Here is a 15,160-nt window from a genome sequence, read left to right on the forward strand (position 1 = left end):
CAGCGTGATTGGGAGAGATTCTACCGCAATTGCGTAATTTCGCATCATAAAAAGCGCTTTCACAGTCATTCACTTGTTGAATTCTTAACAAGTAATTGTCGCTTCAGGGAAGCATATTGGCTAGGTTTAAGGTTATAATCTTGGGTCATTAGTAGTTATCGAGCAAAGTCATGGCGGAAAACAGAAATCGCAAACCTTCAGACAGTCAGGTCGACGCAATCAAAGTGCCACCTCACTCGCTAGAAGCCGAGCAATCAGTAATTGGTGGTCTCTTACTGGACAATGAACGTTGGGACACGGTCGCCGAGCGTGTTGTGAGCAGTGATTTCTATAGCCGTCCTCACCGTCTAATCTTCGAAGGCGTAAAAACCATTCTTGAAGATGGTAAGCCTCTCGACTTGATTACCCTGTCGGAGCACCTAGAGCGTCATGAACAATTGGAAGACGTGGGTGGCTTTGCGTACCTTGCGGATCTTGCGAAAAACACACCAAGTGCAGCGAACATCAACGCTTACGCGGACATCGTAGCGGAGCGTGCAATTGTGCGCGGCCTGATCGGTGTAGCAAATGAAATTGCGGATGCTGGTTATGATCCACAAGGTCGAAGCTCAGAAGACTTAATTGATATGGCGGAGAGTAAAGTTTTCGCCATTGCAGAATCTCGTACTAGCGAAAACGAAGGCCCACAAAACGTCGATAACATTCTCGAAAAAACGCTAGAGCGTATCGAGATGCTATACAAAACACCTCAAGATGGTGTGACGGGTGTAAACACTGGCTTCAACGACCTCAACAAAAAAACGGCGGGTCTACAAGGTTCTGATTTGGTTATCGTTGCGGCACGTCCATCGATGGGTAAAACCACTTTTGCGATGAACTTGTGTGAAAACGCGGCGATGGACCAAGACAAGCCGGTACTTATCTTCTCGCTAGAGATGCCTGCCGAGCAGTTGATGATGCGTATGCTTGCGTCCCTATCTCGCGTTGACCAAACCAAGATCCGTACAGGTCAGCTTGATGATGAAGATTGGGCACGTATTTCTTCTACCATGGGTATCCTAATGCAGAAGAAAAACATGTACATCGATGACAGCTCTGGCCTGACACCAACAGAAGTACGTTCCCGTGCTCGTCGTGTGGCGCGTGAACACGGTGGTCTTTCGATGATCATGGTCGACTACCTTCAGCTAATGCGTGTGCCTGCTCTTTCGGATAACCGTACCTTGGAAATCGCGGAAATCTCGCGCTCACTTAAAGCGTTGGCGAAAGAGTTGAACGTTCCTGTGGTAGCACTGTCGCAGCTAAACCGTTCCCTAGAGCAACGTGCCGATAAACGCCCAGTTAACTCAGACTTGCGTGAATCGGGCTCTATCGAGCAGGATGCCGACTTGATCATGTTTATTTACCGTGACGAGGTTTACAACCCAGATAGCCCATACAAAGGCACGGCAGAAATTATTCTTGGTAAGCAACGTAACGGCCCTATCGGTTCGGTTCGCTTAACCTTCCAAGGTCAACACTCGCGTTTCGATAACTACGCGGGCCCTGCATTTGATATCGATGATGAGTAATGCAATGAGCTACATGAAAGCCGCGATGGCATGCATTGATTTGTCAGCACTGCAGCACAACTTACAACGAGTAAAACAACAAGCACCAGACAGCAAAGTGATGGCGGTGGTGAAGGCAAATGGCTACGGTCATGGTCTTCGTCATGTAGCTAAACACGCTACGCATGCGGATGCCTTTGGCGTTGCTCGCATTGAAGAAGCGCTTCAGCTACGCGCGTGTGGTGTGGTGAAGCCGATTCTATTACTAGAAGGCTTTTACTCACCTGGCGACTTACCCGTGTTGGTGACTAATAACATTCAAACGGTTGTCCATTGTGAAGAGCAGTTGGCGGCATTAGAGCAAGCTGAGCTCGAAACGCCCGTTGTGGTTTGGCTCAAAATCGACAGTGGTATGCATCGTCTTGGTGTACGTCCAGAGCAATACAATGAATTCATCACACGCCTGAAAGAGTGTCCAAATGTAGCGAAACCGCTGCGTTACATGAGCCACTTTGGTTGTGCTGATGAACTGGATAACAGCATCACGACAGAGCAAATCGACTTGTTTATGTCGCTTACCGCTGGCTGTCAGGGCGAGCGTTCTTTGGCTGCGTCAGCAGGCTTGCTTGCTTGGCCACAAAGTCAGCTAGATTGGGTTCGTCCGGGTATCATTATGTACGGCGTGTCTCCATTCAACGATAAAACCGCGCAAGATATGGGTTACAAACCTGTTATGACACTGAAGTCGCACTTGATCGCAGTACGTGAAGTGAAAAAAGGCGAAAGTGTCGGTTACGGCGGCATGTGGACCAGCGAACGTGATACCAAAGTCGGCGTGATTGCGGTGGGTTACGGTGATGGCTACCCACGTACAGCGCCAAATGGTACGCCTGTTCTGGTTAATGGACGCAAAGTACCAATTGCAGGCCGTGTTTCTATGGATATGCTGACGGTCGATTTAGGGCCAGATGCGACTGATAAAGTAAGCGATGAAGCGATTCTATGGGGCAAGGACTTACCGGTAGAAGAGGTAGCAAGCCACATAGGCACCATTGCTTATGAGTTGGTGACTAAACTGACTTCTCGTGTCGAAATGGAATATTCGAAGTAACCCATGAAGAAAAGATTATTCTCAGTGCTGGCATTTTCTGCCAGCCTTTTTTTATCTCCACAGATAGTCGCGAAAGAGAAAGACTCAGCATTTGTTCCGTTCTATTTCAGTACTGAAACGCTTGGAAGTACAGTAGGCCTTGCTGGCGTTGCAAAAGGAGTAGGGCAACCGCAAGCTGCCTTGTTTGGTATGGGCCTGTATTCAGAGAAGGACAGCTACGTCGGTTTTCTTTCGGCCTTCAACTACGCTTTGTCTTCAAACCTTTTGTTTAGCACGCAGATGTATCAAGCGCGCTTTAACGACAACCCTTATTACTTAGGTGATCAAGGCTCGAATAGCTCTTTAACGGAAGATAAAACGGTAACCAATGGCGACGAAGAGAACTACAAACTGGAGTTCAAGTACCTGCTTCCTTGGGGTAATGTTCGTGAACACGGACTGCTTGGTGCATTCCAACCAGTGAGAGATGTGAGCTTTGCTTCTCCGGTCGATTCTGGTGTGAGCTCAATTATCTTCACGCCGTTTTATTCTTCTCGTGAGTTAGATATCTACAATGATAAGAAAGAAGAAGCGACAGGGTTCAGCCTGACATTTGACTGGGACAACCGCGACAGTGTGCGTAACACGACACGAGGCTCTCATACGTCGTTTGATTTAACCACGGGTGCAGAGAGCCTACAGTCGGAAGACTTATGGCTGAAGTGGGAATTCCAAAACAGTCAGTACTACTCGTTAGGTCCACTCGGTGATTGGTTCGATCAGCAAGTGCTGGCGTTTGACTTCTATACTGCAGATACGCCAACGTGGAATAAATGCGATGGTGCAGTATGTGCTCGTCCACCAGAGCAAGAGCAAGCTCGCTTGGGTGGCTTGTATCGTCTGCGTGGTTACACGGCGGGTCGTTATCATGGACGCAGCGCGATTCACTACTCTGCGGAGTACCGCGTATTACCAGACTGGCAGCCGCTCGATGATATCCCTCTCATCAACTACTACGATCTGCCTTGGTGGCAATGGGTCGCGTTTGCTGAAGTGGGGCGAGTCGCGGATGATTATGATTTAAAAACACTGCATGAAGACATGAAGTGGAACGTCGGCGGTGCGGTGCGCTTCCAAGTCGAAGGGATTGTGGTTCGTGCTGAAATGGCCAAAGGTGCAGATGAAGGCACTTTCCGAGTCATGATCAACCAACCGTTCTAAATCGATATAAAAACAAAGGCTAACTTAGTGAGTTAGCCTTTGTTTTATCTGAACTATTCACCGTTGATGGTGGCAATAATACGACGACTGCCACCGTAATCTCGGTGTTCACCTAAGTAAATACCCTGCCATGTTCCTAAAGCTAACTGACCGTTTTGGATAGGAATTGTCACACTGCTGCCAAGTAGAGAGGCTTTAATATGTGCGGGCATATCATCATCGCCTTCATAAGTGTGTTGGTAATATGGTGCACGCTCAGGCACGAACTTATTGAAGTGGGCTTCCATATCCATTCGCACCGTTGGGTCCGCGTTTTCATTCAAGGTCAAACTGGCAGAGGTGTGCTGAATGAATAAATGTAACAAACCTACTGAAAGCGATTGGATTTGCGGTAATTGTTGTTCAATTTCATCAGTGATTAGATGAAAGCCTCGGCTACGCGCTTTTAATTGCAGAGTTTTTTGTGCCCACATATGCGTTCCTTTGGAAAAATTTGGTTTGGCGTCTATCCTAATCCAATTAGAGCCTGTCATTACGAAATGATATGATTCCCAGCATCATAAATGAATTGTTTAAATTCGAAACAGGGAACGTGACCTAACTCAATGCGAGTGAAAGGGCACTCAGTCATAATTGGCGACTGAAAAAAAATTACAAAGACTTGTTTTGTGGCAATTTGCCCAAACATCTCATTTATATTCTATTTGCTTAATCGGGGATTCCGCAGTTTTCGCTAGACTGTCAGGAATGGAACCTACTGTAACATCGGGATAAAGACCATGTTGAAAAATATCAATCCAACGCAAACACAAGCTTGGAAAGCGCTAACTGCGCATTTCGAATCTGCACAAGATATGGATCTGAAAGAGCTATTTGCTCAAGACGCAGCGCGTTTTGACAAATACTCTGCGCGCTTCGGCTCAGACATCCTAGTTGATTACTCAAAGAACCTAATCAACGAGGAAACTCTGAAGCACCTTTTCGCTCTTGCGAACGAGACTGAGCTTAAGTCAGCTATTGAAGCGATGTTCAGTGGTGAAGCGATCAACAAAACAGAAGATCGCGCTGTTCTTCACACTGCACTACGTAACCGTTCGAACAAGCCTGTAATGGTTGGCGGCGAAGACGTAATGCCTGCGGTAAACGCGGTTCTTGAGAAAATCAAATCATTCACTGAGCGCGTAATCGGCGGTGAGTGGAAAGGTTACACAGGTAAAGCAATCACAGACATCGTAAACATCGGTATCGGCGGTTCTGACCTTGGTCCTTACATGGTGACTGAAGCACTAGCACCATACAAAAACCACCTAAACCTACACTTCGTTTCTAACGTTGATGGTACTCACATCGTTGAAACTTTGAAGAAAGTAGACCCAGAGACAACGCTATTCTTGATCGCGTCTAAGACGTTCACGACTCAAGAAACTATGACAAACGCGCACTCTGCACGTGATTGGTTCCTAGCAACTGCTGGCGATCAAGCACATGTTGCTAAGCACTTCGCAGCGCTTTCTACTAACGCTCCTGCGGTATCTGAGTTTGGTATCGACACAGACAACATGTTTGAATTCTGGGACTGGGTTGGTGGTCGTTACTCACTATGGTCTGCAATCGGTCTTTCTATTGCACTGGCTGTAGGTTACGACAACTTCATTGAGCTTCTAGACGGTGCTCACGAGATGGATAACCACTTCGTGTCGACAGATCTAGAAAGCAACATCCCAGTGATTCTTGCTCTGATCGGTATTTGGTACAACAACTTCCACGGCGCTGAGTCTGAAGCAATCCTACCTTACGACCAGTACATGCACCGTTTCGCGGCATACTTCCAGCAAGGTAACATGGAATCTAACGGTAAGTACGTAGACCGTGAAGGCAACGCAGTGACTTACCAAACGGGTCCTATCATCTGGGGTGAGCCAGGTACTAACGGTCAGCACGCGTTTTACCAGCTGATTCACCAAGGCACTAAGCTGATCCCATGTGACTTCATTGCACCAGCAATCAGTCACAACCCAGCAAGCGACCACCACCAAAAACTGATGTCTAACTTCTTTGCACAAACAGAAGCACTGGCATTTGGTAAGTCTGCAGAAACTGTGAAAGCAGAATTTGCGAAAGCAGGTAAGAGCGAAGAAGAAATGGCGTCTCTAGTACCATTCAAAGTATTTGAAGGTAATCGCCCAACGAACTCGATCCTAGTTAAGCAAATCACACCTCGCACACTAGGTAACCTGATCGCAATGTACGAGCACAAAATCTTCGTTCAAGGCGTTATCTGGAACATCTTCAGCTTTGACCAATGGGGCGTTGAGCTAGGTAAACAGCTAGCAAACCAAATCCTACCTGAGCTAGCGGATGAGTCAGAAATCAACTCACATGACAGCTCGACAAATGGTCTAATCAATGCATTTAAAGCGTTCAAAGCTTAATGTTTGAATAGAAAAAGAAAAGGTCAGCAAACGCTGACCTTTTTTATTGCCTGAGGCAGAAACAAAAATAGGTTGGCACTGACCAACCTATTTCTTCTCGATTATTCGAAGCAAATCTCGATGAAGGCATTTCCCCACTGTGAAGAGAAAGGCATGATGATGATTGAGCCTTCACACTTGTGGCGAATGGTATGACCTCGACCTGATACCACAACCGGTGTTGCCATATCAAAATCAAACCCACTTTCCGCTAGAATGCGCTTCGCTCCGCCTGTCACCATATTCGTGATTTCGCCCACCATATCAGTCACTTCTTCGTTCAGTCCATTTGGACGTTCACCAAGCATGTTCTGCATGATTTCAAGTGCTAACGCTTCGTCAAAGGTAATCGACATAGAGCCACGAGTTTGCGGGCCAACCATGCCAATAAGGCCAGAAACGTCACCTCGTGCGATCTCATCTTTCTTGATTCGCGGTTTTTGTGGCTTCAATTCAAGTGAAGCCATGGTTTTTAGCACATTCATTAAAGAAGCCAAAAACGGGTTTACAAATTCAGCGCGCATAACGTTCTTCTATCTTTCTTATTTCGTCTCCGAGGAACATGCCTGGCACTCGCCATGGGTTTCGATAACGTGATTCGTCAGTTTGAATCCATGTTTCTCGGCGTTATTGGCTAACAAGGATATCAGCGTCTCGTCTTCAAGTTCAACGACATCGCCACATTTATCGCAAATTAGCAGTTGGAAAAAGTGCTGTTGAGTGTTGAACGAACAGCAAGTGATAAAGCTGTTGTTTGATTCCACTCGATGAATAAAGCCTTGTTCTAGAAGAAAATCTAATGCTCGGTATACCGTCGGTGGTTTAGCCTGTGGCTCACTCTCTTTCAGTTGCTCCAATAGCTCATACGCACTAGAGGCGCGGCGATTAGAACAAATGAGCTCAAAAACGCGTCGGCGTTGCGGCGTCAATCTTACTCCGCGCTCTGCGCAGATATGTTCAATTTGTTCAAGGATTGTTGGGTCCAAATCTTTCACCATAACTATCGGACGTGCTTTATGATAAACCATTTCTATACGAACTTCGTTTAGAAAGACTTCATTTTACCCACTATCAGACCGAAAATCATGAATTAAAGCAAGCAGGTGTATATCAGAGAGAGTAACCGATATCACAGAACGAGATCCCAATGCCGAAATACACCAGTTGGGAAGTAAGCTCACAACACTCGCATCCACTGCACAGTGGGTATACAATACCCGACTTCATTTTTTGAGCGCACCGTCGCGCTCTATCTTGGCAACGTAAAAACGGGTGTTTATATCATGACTCATTCTTGCAGGCTCTCTGTAGCACCAATGTTGGATTGGACGGATCGTCATTGTCGCTACTTCCATCGCTTAATGACCAAAGAAACCCTGTTGTACACCGAAATGGTGACTACAGGCGCGATCATTCATGGAAAAGGGGGTTTCCTGGCTTATAACGAAGAAGAGCATCCGTTAGCCCTTCAGCTTGGTGGTTCTAACCCAGCAGATTTGGCAACGTGTGCCAAGCTAGCACAGGAGCGCGGCTACGATGAGATTAACCTAAACGTGGGTTGTCCGTCGGATCGTGTTCAAAATGGTCGCTTCGGTGCATGTTTAATGGCAGAGCCTCAATTGGTCGCAGACTGCGTAGCGGCGATGAAAGACGTGGTAGACGTGCCTGTTACTGTGAAAACACGTATCGGCATCGATGACCAAGATTCTTATGAGTTCCTAACCGATTTCGTATCTATTGTTTCTGAGAAGGGTGGCTGTGAGCAGTTCACTATCCACGCGCGTAAAGCATGGTTAAGTGGTCTAAGTCCGAAAGAAAACCGTGAGATCCCACCATTGGATTACCCACGTGCTTACCAACTGAAGAAAGATTTCTCACACTTAACGATTGCGCTTAACGGTGGTGTGAAATCATTAGAAGAAGCGAAAGAGCATCTACAATACCTAGATGGTGTGATGATCGGTCGAGAAGCGTACCAAAGCCCTTATTTGTTGGCATCTGTTGACCAAGAACTATTTGGTTCAAACACGCCAGTGAAAAAGCGCAGCGAAATTGTTGAAGAGATGTACCCGTACATTGAAGCGCAATTGGCAAAAGGGGCTTACCTAGGTCACATCACACGCCACATGCTGGGTCTCTTCCAAAGCATGCCGGGTGCTCGTCAATGGCGTCGTCACATCAGTGAAAACGCGCACAAACCGGGTTCTGGCCTAGAAGTGCTGCAAGACGCACTAGCGAAGATCCCAAAAGAATTGAATGTGTAAATTTCACCAGTGGTTGGTGAAAATGGCCAACTGACAAATGATAAAGCCAGAGTGTGGAAATGCCTCTGGCTTTATTTTTGTCTAAATATCATGGATTTATGCTATTTTTGATAAGTTGGTATGGAACCTGCTCTAGTAAAACTAAAACAAAGGAGAAGTGATTATGTTGGAGCTGATCTTTATTTTAGTTTTCACAGCAACCCTGTTGGTAACCGGTATTACCATGGTGACCGTATTTGCCGCGACAGGTATCGCATTGGTTGTGATGTTCTTGTTGGGTATGGTGGGCGCAGTATTAAAACTATTGCCTTGGTTGATAGTCATTGCATTAGGCATATGGTTTTTTAAAAACTTTGTCGCTCAGCCTCGTTATAAGTAACGGATTGTAGAGATTTAGTTGATGGCGGGCTGTGAGAGTATGTTAGTATTTCTCACATGCCCCTTAATGTTGAAATCAGCTATCTCGGAGTAAAAATTACATGACATATAAAGCGACCATCGCTTTAGCGACACTATCGTTGGCAGCGTCTAACCCTTGTTTTGCAGAGCAAGAGTCTTCTTTCACTACCAAGGTTGGTGCGGAAGTTTGGGTAGCGGATACCAAAGTGAATGAAGTAAGAAGAGATAGCGACACAACGGGTTCTTATTATGCTGCGATAGAGCATGACGTAAAGTACGTTCCCAATGCGCGCCTTCGTTACTCAAGTGTTGATGCGGATTACATGGGTTTCGACAAACTCGACCTCACTCTTTACTACCAAATTCTTGAACACGACCTGATGCATTTTGATGCGGGTCTGACCTTTAGTAATTTGAGCGATACAAAATACGTAGACGCAGGCACTAATGCTCGCACTGAAGACTTTGATGAACTGATTTGGGCTTGGTACGGCTATGCAGAAATCACAGTGCCAAACACAAACTTTGATGTGATTGGTGAAATGAACTTCGGCGATAACAAAGGCATTAAGAGCACCGACCTAATGGCTGGTGTTCAGTACCGCATTCCTTTCCAAGAGTCTGAGTTAACATTCCGTGGTGGCTACCGTGTGATTGATTTAGAGTCTGAAGAATTCTTGTCGAACCTAGGTAAAGAGTTCATTTTTGCAGACGGCTTCTTTGTTGGTGCTCAGTTTTCTTTCTAAGTACGCTGCATTCATTCCTTTAAAACGTCGCTTTATAAGCGGCGTTTTTTTATATCACTTCATTATATTAAATCGAATTTCTCGCCCAAGTTTCAGTCTTCGACCATGCTTATTGAGAGCAATGTAGAAAAGTTGGAGCAGGGATTGCGATGACAATAAATGAATTACGACATCTATTTCGTGACAACCAGCTAGTAGAAGCCATCATCGAGCCTTCAATTCAAGAGGGAGGATGGGTTGTTGAGTTTCGCCATGCCCGTGGAGGGTTTGTTTGTCTCACAGACAGTCATGGGGAAGAGTGCCTATATGATGACCTCGATACGGCATCAAAATCGGCGTTGGCGGTTGGCTTTCAACAAGTTCGTATTGAGGATCGCTGAGCACTAGGTCCAGCGTTCTTACTTCCAAAAAGTTATAAAACATTCTCTTCTATTCTTTCTTGTTATTAGAGAGAGTGGTTAATCTATCGTCACGCAATGAATAGGGATGTCGTGACAATGTCTTTTCAACAGAATGAATATTCTCACAAGAAAGTGTCGGAAGATAATAATGGGCAAGGTGGTAATCCACCAATCGCAAGCCCGCTTAATGACCAGCAATTTAACTCACTCCAACAAACTGTCTCAGAGTTGTCTTCACAGCAACTTGCATGGGTCAGCGGTTACTTCTGGGGACTCGCTCAAAACCAACCAAGTGCAGCGGCTACAACGCCAATCGCACAGGCGGCTGCTTCTGTTGCTGCGAAACCAGCAGGCAAGCTAAGCATCATTTTTGCTTCTCAAACCGGTAACGCGAAAGGCGTTGCTGAAGCACTAGAGCAAGAAGCTAAAGCTGAAGGCATTGCTGTAGAGCTGTTTGATGCCAGCGATTACAAAGGCAAGAACTTAGCAAAAGAGACTCACGTGATTATCGTGGCGTCGACCAATGGTGAAGGCGAAGCACCAGATAATGCCATTGAACTGCATGAGTTCCTTCAATCTAAAAAAGCACCCAAGTTACCAAACCTGCAATACGCCGTGATTGCACTGGGCGATTCTAGTTATGAGTTCTTCTGCCAAACTGGCAAAGACTTTGATAGTTACTTGTCTAAGTTAGGCGCAACAGCCTTCATCGATCGCATTGATTGTGATGTGGATTATGAAGCGCCGGCTGCTGAATGGCGTAAGCAAGCGCTTGAACAAGTAAAAGAAGCCCTTTCTTCAGGTAATGAAGCAGAAGTCGTTCAACTACCTGTTGGTCAAGCCGCTCCAGGACATTCTGCTTATAACAAGCAAAACCCATATACCGCAACATTACTGACTAGCCAGAAAATCACGGGCCGTGATTCAGGTAAAGACGTTCGCCATGTAGAGATTGATCTTGAAGAGTCGGGTTTGACCTATCAGCCAGGTGATGCGCTAGGTGTTTGGTTCGACAATAGTTCAGAATTAGCCAACGCGATCTTAGCTAAGGCTGGTCTATCCGGTGTAGAAAGTGTTGAAGTGGATGGCGAAAGCCTTTCTATTCATAGTGCATTGGTTAGCAAGTACGAAATCACCGCATCAAACCCTCAACTTATCACTAAATTCGCAGAGCTATCTGGTAGCAAGAAACTACAAAAGCTAGTGGAAGATAAAGACAAGCTTCGTGAGTACGCTGCAAATACTCAAGTTGTAGATGTACTTGCAGAGAAGAAGACCAAGCTAAGTGCAGAAGAATTGGTTGGTTTGCTTCGTCGATTGACACCTCGTCTATATTCTATCGCTTCGAGTCAAACGGAAGTCGATGAAGAAGTTCATCTAACCGTAGGCTTGGTTGAATACGACAAAGGTGATGAAAAGCGCTATGGCGGAGCATCGAGTTTCCTCGCTCAACGTCTAGAAGAAGGTGGTGAAGTGAAAGTGTTTGTTGAGCACAACAATAACTTCAAACTGCCACAAGATGACAACACTCCAATCATCATGGTTGGTCCTGGTACCGGTATTGCGCCTTTCCGTAGCTTTATTCAAGAGCGTGATAACCGTGACGCGGAAGGCAAGAACTGGTTGTTCTTTGGTGACCGTACCTTTACTCAAGATTTCCTTTACCAAGTGGAATGGCAGAAGTATCTCAAGTCAGGTTTGCTGACTCGCCTTGATGTTGCGTTTAGCCGTGACCAAGCAGAGAAGGTTTACGTTCAACATCGCATCCTAGAAAACGCTGAACAAGTGTGGCAATGGATTCAAGATGGTGCCTACATCTATGTATGTGGTGATGCCACTCGTATGGCAAAAGATGTTCACGATGCGCTGGTATTTGTAGCCGAGCAACAAGGCAAGCTATCTCGTGAAGAAGCCGAAGCATTTATCAACGATCTACGTAAAGCGAAACGTTACCAAAGGGATGTGTACTAATGAGCGCGAATCAACAATCAAACAGCCAAGAAGTATTAGGTGAGGTGCTTGGTCCACTCTCGGATAACGAGCGCCTAAAAAGAGAAAGTAATTTACTGCGTGGAACGATTGAAAAAGATCTGCAAGACCGCATTACTGGTGGCTTTACTGCAGACAACTTCCAATTGATTCGTTTTCACGGAATGTACCAGCAAGATGACCGCGATATCCGTAACGAGCGTGCTAAACAAAAGTTGGAGCCGCTACATAACGTCATGCTTCGTGCGCGTATGCCGGGTGGCATCATTACACCAAAGCAATGGCTAGCGATCGACAAGTTTGCAACCGAGCATTCTTTATATGGAAGTATTCGTCTTACTACTCGTCAAACGTTCCAGTTCCATGGCGTGCTAAAACCAAATATCAAGTTGATGCACCAAACGTTAAACAGCATTGGTATTGACTCGATTGCAACTGCGGGTGATGTTAACCGTAACGTGTTGTGCACCACTAACCCAGTGGAGTCGGAGCTACACCAAGAAGCTTACGAATGGGCGAAGAAGATCAGTGAGCATCTACTACCGAAGACACGCGCTTATGCCGAGATTTGGTTAGACGGTGAAAAAGTAGAAAGCACGGAAGAAGACGAACCGATTCTAGGTAAGAACTACTTACCACGTAAGTTTAAAACCACAGTGGTTATCCCACCGCAAAATGACGTAGACGTACACGCTAACGATCTTAACTTCGTAGCGATTGCAGATAACGGACAGCTGGTTGGTTTTAACGTGCTTGTTGGTGGTGGTCTAGCGATGACGCATGGTGATACGTCAACGTATCCACGTAGAGCGGATGACTTTGGTTTTATTCCATTGGAGAAAACACTTGATGTTGCTGCTGCTGTAGTAACAACTCAACGTGATTGGGGTAACCGTTCTAATCGTAAGAATGCAAAAACCAAATACACATTAGATCGTGTTGGTAGTGATGTGTTTAAAGCGGAAGTAGAAAAACGTGCCGGTGTTAAGTTTGAACAAAGCCGTCCTTACGAATTCACAGAACGTGGTGACCGTATCGGTTGGGTTGAAGGGATAGATGGTAAGCACCACCTAGCACTCTTCATCGAAAACGGCCGTCTATTAGATTTCCCGGGTAAACCACTTAAGACAGGCGTTGCTGAAATTGCCAAAATCCACAAAGGCGATTTCCGTATGACAGCAAACCAAAACCTGATTGTTGCTGGTGTACCAAAAAGCCAAAAAGCGAAGATCGAAAAGATTGCTCGTGAACATGGCTTAATGGATGACGGCGTAAGTGAACAACGTAAGAACTCGATGGCGTGTGTGGCGTTCCCAACATGTCCATTAGCAATGGCAGAAGCAGAACGCTTCCTTCCTCAGTTCGTAACCGATGTAGAAGGTATTCTAGAAAAGCATGGTATCCCTGAAGAAGACAATATCATTCTGCGAGTAACAGGGTGTCCAAATGGTTGTGGTCGAGCAATGCTGGCAGAAATCGGCTTAGTTGGTAAAGCACCAGGTCGATACAACTTACACCTAGGTGGTAACCGCGGTGGTACTCGAGTACCGAAGATGTATAAAGAGAACATTACGGATAAGCAAATCTTAGAAGAGATTGATCAGCTGGTGGCTCGTTGGGCTGCTGAACGTGAAGAAGGCGAAGCATTTGGTGACTTCACAATTCGAGCTGGCATTATCCAAGAAGTGTTCGTATCAAAGAGGGACTTCCATGCTTGATTCTGTAGCGTCCAAACCGGAGCTAACAGAGTTACTGACATTAACTAAGACGGAGCAAATCCTCCGTCTTGCTCAAATCAATGTCGAGCTCGAACAGCTTTCGGCACAAGAGAGAGTAAAGTGGGCATTGGAGAACTTGGAAGGGGAGTTCGCAGTCTCTTCCAGTTTCGGTATCCAAGCCGCAGTGATGCTCCATCTCGTGACACAACAAAAGCCGGACATTCCAATCATCCTAACGGACACCGGTTATCTATTTGCAGAGACTTATCAATTTATCGACCAGCTGAAAGCGCAACTGAGCCTCAACCTTAAAGTGTACCGAGCAAAAGAAAGTGCCAATTGGCAAGAAGCACGTTATGGAAAACTTTGGGAACAAGGTATAGAGGGAATTGAAAAGTACAACAAGATAAACAAAGTCGAGCCAATGCGACGAGCTCTACGTGAGCAAAACGTCGGTACTTGGTTTTCAGGTTTGCGTCGAGAGCAAAGTCAATCTCGTGCAGGTCTACCAATCTTGTCGATTCAAAATGGCGTATTTAAATTCTTACCAGTGATCGACTGGACTAATAAGGATGTGCACTACTACCTAGAAGAGCATGGTTTGAGTTATCACCCTCTTTGGGAGCAAGGCTACTTATCAGTAGGAGATACTCATACCAGTAGAAAGTGGGAGCCGGGTATGTCAGAAGAAGAAACCCGTTTCTTTGGCTTAAAGCGTGAGTGTGGATTACATGAAGACGACGGTAGTGAGCAGGATGGCTCAGGCATTTAGATGCTAGCTCTGGCGAAAGTCGTGTTCAGGGTAAATAAAGAAAGCTGCTGTAAAGCAGCTTTCCTTATTTATAGAGGAAGAAAAAGAGGGTGGAAAAGGATAACTCTGTGGATAAGTTGTTTGCTTTCTTGGGGTAAAGTTGGATAAATAAAGGTTTGATCGAAAACTCATCGTTTAACCATTATTTTTGCAATTTTTGCAAAATAACGCTTGCCAATGTGAGCGCGATCTCTATAATGCCTCCTTGTCGACAGGGCAGAGCTCACAAGGCTTCAAAGCAAAGTCGACAAGGTCAGAAAGAAAAACGAAATAGTTAATTGCTTTTACTTTAAAAAATAAAATAAATAGCAAAAAGTGTTTGACACAGAAAATTATCTCGCTAGAATGGCCGCCTCTTCCGAAGTGATGTGAATCACAAAGAAGAGTAGCTCTTTAAAAATAAGAACCTATCAATCTGTGTGGGCACTCGTTGATGATAATCCAATTAGAAGCTTCGGCTTCAAATTAGGTTTCAATGAAACGAAGTGACCATTGAGTCG

General features: G+C 45.6%; 14 protein-coding genes. 11 read left to right on the forward strand and 3 right to left on the reverse strand.

The window, feature by feature from the left end:
* Positions 1-170: 170 nt before the first annotated feature.
* The 3 genes from KIO97_RS01610 to KIO97_RS01620 are packed head-to-tail and all read left to right on the forward strand — an operon-like array spanning position 171 to position 3,861.
* Positions 171-1,571 (forward strand): replicative DNA helicase, encoded by a 1,401-nt coding sequence (locus KIO97_RS01610; protein ID WP_005532691.1) that lies wholly within the window; start codon positions 171-173, stop codon positions 1,569-1,571.
* 13 nt (positions 1,572-1,584) lie between these two features.
* Positions 1,585-2,661: an alanine racemase gene (gene alr / locus KIO97_RS01615; protein WP_122020217.1), complete on the forward strand. Its 1,077-nt coding sequence runs from the start codon at positions 1,585-1,587 to the stop codon at positions 2,659-2,661.
* 3 nt (positions 2,662-2,664) lie between these two features.
* Entirely contained in the window at positions 2,665-3,861 is a 1,197-nt protein-coding gene (locus KIO97_RS01620) for a BamA/TamA family outer membrane protein (RefSeq protein WP_285380640.1), read from the forward strand.
* A 53-nt stretch (positions 3,862-3,914) separates the two neighbouring features.
* On the opposite strand, the gene KIO97_RS01625 is transcribed toward KIO97_RS01620, so the two are convergent.
* A complete protein-coding gene (locus KIO97_RS01625) occupies positions 3,915-4,334 on the reverse strand; it encodes a secondary thiamine-phosphate synthase enzyme YjbQ (RefSeq protein WP_021017969.1) in 420 nt (139 codons plus the stop codon).
* 306 nt (positions 4,335-4,640) lie between these two features.
* Between KIO97_RS01625 and pgi the strand changes: the two genes are divergently transcribed.
* Positions 4,641-6,293, forward strand: coding sequence for a glucose-6-phosphate isomerase (gene pgi / locus KIO97_RS01630; protein ID WP_045401507.1), 1,653 nt, complete (start codon positions 4,641-4,643; stop codon positions 6,291-6,293).
* A gap of 101 nt (positions 6,294-6,394) precedes the next feature.
* On the opposite strand, the gene KIO97_RS01635 is transcribed toward pgi, so the two are convergent.
* Both KIO97_RS01635 and zur read right to left on the reverse strand, forming a co-directional pair.
* On the reverse strand, positions 6,395-6,856 hold the full coding sequence (locus KIO97_RS01635; RefSeq protein ID WP_005381269.1) for a chemotaxis protein CheX: 462 nt from the start codon (positions 6,854-6,856) through the stop codon (positions 6,395-6,397).
* An 18-nt stretch (positions 6,857-6,874) separates the two neighbouring features.
* The gene (gene zur, locus KIO97_RS01640; RefSeq protein ID WP_005536446.1) at positions 6,875-7,330 is read right to left on the reverse strand and encodes a zinc uptake transcriptional repressor Zur; all 456 of its coding nucleotides are present in this window, start codon (positions 7,328-7,330) and stop codon (positions 6,875-6,877) included.
* 285 nt (positions 7,331-7,615) lie between these two features.
* On the opposite strand from zur, the gene dusA reads away from it, so the two are divergent.
* The 7 genes from dusA to KIO97_RS01675 all read left to right on the forward strand — a co-directional run bounded on the left by dusA (position 7,616) and on the right by KIO97_RS01675 (position 14,621).
* Positions 7,616-8,596, forward strand: a complete 981-nt coding sequence (gene dusA / locus KIO97_RS01645; RefSeq protein WP_285380643.1) for a tRNA dihydrouridine(20/20a) synthase DusA — start codon at positions 7,616-7,618, stop codon at positions 8,594-8,596.
* A gap of 163 nt (positions 8,597-8,759) precedes the next feature.
* On the forward strand, positions 8,760-8,975 hold the full coding sequence (gene pspG, locus KIO97_RS01650) for an envelope stress response protein PspG (RefSeq protein ID WP_005451528.1): 216 nt from the start codon (positions 8,760-8,762) through the stop codon (positions 8,973-8,975).
* A 100-nt stretch (positions 8,976-9,075) separates the two neighbouring features.
* Positions 9,076-9,741, forward strand: a complete 666-nt coding sequence (locus tag KIO97_RS01655; RefSeq protein ID WP_005536440.1) for a TIGR04219 family outer membrane beta-barrel protein — start codon at positions 9,076-9,078, stop codon at positions 9,739-9,741.
* Between the two features lie 149 nt (positions 9,742-9,890).
* Complete coding sequence (locus KIO97_RS01660) at positions 9,891-10,121, forward strand: hypothetical protein (protein WP_005451530.1); 231 nt, start codon at positions 9,891-9,893, stop codon at positions 10,119-10,121.
* Between the two features lie 117 nt (positions 10,122-10,238).
* Entirely contained in the window at positions 10,239-12,113 is a 1,875-nt protein-coding gene (locus tag KIO97_RS01665; protein WP_285380647.1) for an assimilatory sulfite reductase (NADPH) flavoprotein subunit, read from the forward strand.
* The gene (cysI, locus tag KIO97_RS01670) at positions 12,113-13,849 is read left to right on the forward strand and encodes an assimilatory sulfite reductase (NADPH) hemoprotein subunit (RefSeq protein WP_285380649.1); all 1,737 of its coding nucleotides are present in this window, start codon (positions 12,113-12,115) and stop codon (positions 13,847-13,849) included. Before KIO97_RS01665 ends, cysI begins: the two co-directional genes overlap by 1 nt.
* Entirely contained in the window at positions 13,842-14,621 is a 780-nt protein-coding gene (locus KIO97_RS01675; protein ID WP_212581823.1) for a phosphoadenylyl-sulfate reductase, read from the forward strand. The genes cysI and KIO97_RS01675 overlap by 8 nt, the downstream gene beginning before the upstream one ends.
* Positions 14,622-15,160 lie beyond the last annotated feature (539 nt).

Source organism: Vibrio sp. B181a, from assembly GCF_030248375.1.
Taxonomy (GTDB): domain Bacteria; phylum Pseudomonadota; class Gammaproteobacteria; order Enterobacterales; family Vibrionaceae; genus Vibrio; species Vibrio campbellii.

What these genes read in the sequence shown, in the direction of transcription:
- KIO97_RS01610 (WP_005532691.1), top strand. Translation starts at nt 171, where the DNA reads ATGGCGGAAAACAGAAATCGCAAACCTTCAGACAGTCAGGTCGACGCA.
- alr (WP_122020217.1), top strand. Translation starts at nt 1,585, where the DNA reads ATGAAAGCCGCGATGGCATGCATTGATTTGTCAGCACTGCAGCACAAC.
- KIO97_RS01620 (WP_285380640.1), top strand. Translation starts at nt 2,665, where the DNA reads ATGAAGAAAAGATTATTCTCAGTGCTGGCATTTTCTGCCAGCCTTTTT.
- KIO97_RS01625 (WP_021017969.1), bottom strand. Translation starts at nt 4,334, where the DNA reads ATGTGGGCACAAAAAACTCTGCAATTAAAAGCGCGTAGCCGAGGCTTT.
- pgi (WP_045401507.1), top strand. Translation starts at nt 4,641, where the DNA reads ATGTTGAAAAATATCAATCCAACGCAAACACAAGCTTGGAAAGCGCTA.
- KIO97_RS01635 (WP_005381269.1), bottom strand. Translation starts at nt 6,856, where the DNA reads ATGCGCGCTGAATTTGTAAACCCGTTTTTGGCTTCTTTAATGAATGTG.
- zur (WP_005536446.1), bottom strand. Translation starts at nt 7,330, where the DNA reads ATGGTGAAAGATTTGGACCCAACAATCCTTGAACAAATTGAACATATC.
- dusA (WP_285380643.1), top strand. Translation starts at nt 7,616, where the DNA reads ATGACTCATTCTTGCAGGCTCTCTGTAGCACCAATGTTGGATTGGACG.
- pspG (WP_005451528.1), top strand. Translation starts at nt 8,760, where the DNA reads ATGTTGGAGCTGATCTTTATTTTAGTTTTCACAGCAACCCTGTTGGTA.
- KIO97_RS01655 (WP_005536440.1), top strand. Translation starts at nt 9,076, where the DNA reads ATGACATATAAAGCGACCATCGCTTTAGCGACACTATCGTTGGCAGCG.
- KIO97_RS01660 (WP_005451530.1), top strand. Translation starts at nt 9,891, where the DNA reads ATGACAATAAATGAATTACGACATCTATTTCGTGACAACCAGCTAGTA.
- KIO97_RS01665 (WP_285380647.1), top strand. Translation starts at nt 10,239, where the DNA reads ATGTCTTTTCAACAGAATGAATATTCTCACAAGAAAGTGTCGGAAGAT.
- cysI (WP_285380649.1), top strand. Translation starts at nt 12,113, where the DNA reads ATGAGCGCGAATCAACAATCAAACAGCCAAGAAGTATTAGGTGAGGTG.
- KIO97_RS01675 (WP_212581823.1), top strand. Translation starts at nt 13,842, where the DNA reads ATGCTTGATTCTGTAGCGTCCAAACCGGAGCTAACAGAGTTACTGACA.